The sequence below is a fragment of the Pseudonocardia spirodelae genome (genome assembly GCF_037727765.1).
Classification (GTDB): Bacteria; Actinomycetota; Actinomycetes; order Mycobacteriales; family Pseudonocardiaceae; genus Pseudonocardia; species Pseudonocardia spirodelae.
Genome location: NZ_JBBJUP010000037.1, coordinates 1 through 3,355 on the forward strand (window position 1 = coordinate 1; position 3,355 = coordinate 3,355).

Consider the following 3,355-nt stretch of genomic DNA (forward strand, 5'->3'; position numbering starts at 1 on the left):
TTCTTGGTTGGGTGTGGTTGTGGGTTGAGTGTTGCATAGTGGATGCGAGCATCTTGTTGTGGTCAAGTTGTTGAGAGCACATGGTGGATGCCTGGGCATCAGGAGCCGATGAAGGACGTGGGAGGCCGCGATAGTCCTCGGGGAGCTGTCAACCGAGCTGTGATCCGAGGGTGTCCGAATGGGGAAACCCAGCGCCCGTCATGGGGCGTTACCCGTACCTGAATTCATAGGGTGCGTGGAGGGAACGTGGGGAAGTGAAACATCTCAGTACCCACAGGAAGAGAAAACAATTGTGATTCCGTGAGTAGTGGCGAGCGAAAGCGGATGAGGCTAAACCGTGTCCGTGTCAAGCCGGCAGGTGTTGCGGGTGCGGGGTTGTGAGACGTGTCGTTCATCTTCTGCCGAGGGTGGGACATTGGGTGTCTGTGTTAGCGGAACGATTCTGGGATGGTCGGCCGTAGTGGGTGATAGCCCCGTACGCGAAAACGCAGGTTCTGGTGTGGGCATGTTCTCGAGTAGCAGCGAGCTCGTGGAATTCGCTGTGAATCTGGCGGGACCACCCGTCAAGCCTAAATACTACCTGGTGACCGATAGCGGACAAGTACCGTGAGGGAAAGGTGAAAAGTACCCCGGGAGGGGAGTGAAATAGTACCTGAAACCGTGTGCTTACAAGCCGTCAGAGCCTTTCGGGGTGATGGCGTGCCTTTTGAAGAATGAGCCTGCGAGTTATGCTTCGTGGCGAGGTTAACCTGTGTGGGGTAGCCGTAGCGAAAGCGAGTCCGAATAGGGCGTTTGAGTCGCGGGGTGTAGACCCGAAGCGGAGTGATCTACCCATGGCCAGGGTGAAGCGTCGGTAAGACGTCGTGGAGGCCCGAACCCACCAGGGTTGAAAACCTGGGGGATGAGCTGTGGGTAGGGGTGAAAGGCCAATCAAACTTCGTGATAGCTGGTTCTCCCCGAAATGCATTTAGGTGCAGCGTCGTGTGTTTCTCACCGGAGGTAGAGCACTGGATGGCCTAGGGGGCCGACAAGCTTACCGAAGTCAGCCAAACTCCGAATGCCGGTGAGTGAGAGCGCGGCAGTGAGACTGCGGGGGATAAGCTTCGTGGTCGAGAGGGAAACAGCCCAGATCACCGGCTAAGGCCCCTAAGCGTGCGCTAAGTGGGAAAGGATGTGGGATCGCCGAGACAACCAGGAGGTTGGCTTAGAAGCAGCCACCCTTGAAAGAGTGCGTAATAGCTCACTGGTCAAGTGGTCCTGCGCCGACAATGTAGCGGGGCTCAAGCGCACCGCCGAAGCCGTGGCAATGCCCTTTGTGGGTGTTGGGTAGGGGAGCGTCCTGCATCTGGTGAAGCCCGGGAGTGATTTACGGGTGGAGGGTGTGGGAGTGAGAATGCAGGCATGAGTAGCGAATGCAGAGTGAGAATCTCTGCCGCCGGATGACCAAGGGTTCCTGGGCCAGGTTGTTCCGCCCAGGGTGAGCCGGGACCTAAGGCGAGGCCGTCAGGCGTAGTCGATGGACAACGGGTTGATATTCCCGTGCTCGTGATAGTGCGTCCATGCCGAGGCTGGTGATGCTAACCATCCGAACCCACCTTCGTTCCTTCGGGAGTGTTGTTTGTGGGGGAGCGTGGGATCCGATCTGGTAGTAGGCAAGTGATGGGGTGACGCAGGAGGGTAGCTCCGCCACGCGGTGGTTGTCGTGGTGTAAGCCTGTAGCCTTCAGTCCTAGGTAAATCCGGGGCTGAGTGAAGGGTGAGAGGTGATGCGTAGCCGATTGAGGCGAAGAGGGTGATCCCATGCTGTCGAGAAAAGCCTCTAGCGAGTGCTGTTGCGGCCCGTACCCCAAACCGACACAGGTGGTCAGGTAGAGAATACCGAGGCGATCGAGCGAACTGTGGTTAAGGAATTCGGCAAAATACCTCCGTAACTTCGGGAGAAGGAGGGCCGGCTGTTTTGAGGCTCCTTGCGGGCTAGGGACGGCCGGTCGCAGAGACCAGGCCCAAGCGACTGTTTACTAAAAACACAGGTCCGTGCGAAGTCGCAAGACGATGTATACGGACTGACGCCTGCCCGGTGCTGGAACGTTAAGAGGACCTGTTAGTCCTTCGGGGCGAAGCGGAGAATTTAAGCGCCAGTAAACGGCGGTGGTAACTATAACCATCCTAAGGTAGCGAAATTCCTTGTCGGGTAAGTTCCGACCTGCACGAATGGCGTAACGACTTGGGCGCTGTCTCGACCACAGACTCGGCGAAATTGCATTACGAGTAAAGATGCTCGTTACGCGCGGCAGGACGGAAAGACCCCGGGACCTTTACTATAGCTTGGTATTGATGCTTGGTTCGGCTTGTGTAGGATAGGTGGGAGACTGTGAAGCCATCACGCCAGTGGTGGTGGAGTCGTTGTTGAAATACCACTCTGGTCGAATTGGGTGTCTGAACCTCGGGCCATGATCTGGTTCAGGGACAGTGCCTGGTGGGTAGTTTAACTGGGGCGGTTGCCTCCCAAAGAGTAACGGAGGCGCCCAAAGGTTCCCTCAGCCTGGTTGGCAATCAGGTGTTGAGTGTAAGTGCACAAGGGAGCTTGACTGTGAGACTGACGGGTCGAGCAGGGACGAAAGTCGGGACTAGTGATCCGGCACCACCTGGTGGAAGGGGTGTCGCTCAACGGATAAAAGGTACCCCGGGGATAACAGGCTGATCTTGCCCAAGAGTCCATATCGACGGCATGGTTTGGCACCTCGATGTCGGCTCGTCGCATCCTGGGGCTGGAGTAGGTCCCAAGGGTTGGGCTGTTCGCCCATTAAAGCGGTACGCGAGCTGGGTTTAGAACGTCGTGAGACAGTTCGGTCCCTATCCGCCGCGCGCGTTGGAGACTTGAGGAAGGCTGTCCCTAGTACGAGAGGACCGGGACGGACGAACCTCTGGTGTGCCAGTTGTCCCGCCAGGGGCACGGCTGGTTGGCTATGTTCGGGAGGGATAACCGCTGAAGGCATCTAAGCGGGAAGCCTGTTCCAAGATGAGGTCTCCCACCATCTTTGAGTGGGTAAGGCTCCCAGGAGATGACTGGGTTGATAGGCCGGAGATGGAAGCCTTGTGAGGGGTGGAGTTGACCGGTACTAATAGGCCGAGGGCTTGCCACAACGAGTTGTTCGCATCCACTGTGTGACCCTGAGCTCATGACCATGTGTGTGGTTGTGTGTTCTGGTCGCCCCGATCTTCGGGTCGGGGTGTTGTTGAATAGTGTTGTCGGTGGTCATTGCGGTAGGGGAACGCCCGGTCCCATTCCGAACCCGGTAGCTAAGCCTTCCAGCGCCGATGGTACTGCACTCGCCAGGGTGTGGGAGAGTAGGTCG

General features: G+C 57.5%; 2 rRNA genes. Both read left to right on the forward strand.

Features of this window, described 5'->3' with window-relative positions:
* The first annotated feature begins 60 nt into the window (after nt 1–60).
* Nucleotides 61–3,142: ribosomal RNA gene (locus tag WJX68_RS25140) — 23S ribosomal RNA — on the forward strand.
* A gap of 105 nt (nt 3,143–3,247) precedes the next feature.
* A 5S ribosomal RNA gene (rrf, locus tag WJX68_RS25145) occupies nt 3,248–3,355 on the forward strand; the annotation flags it as partial.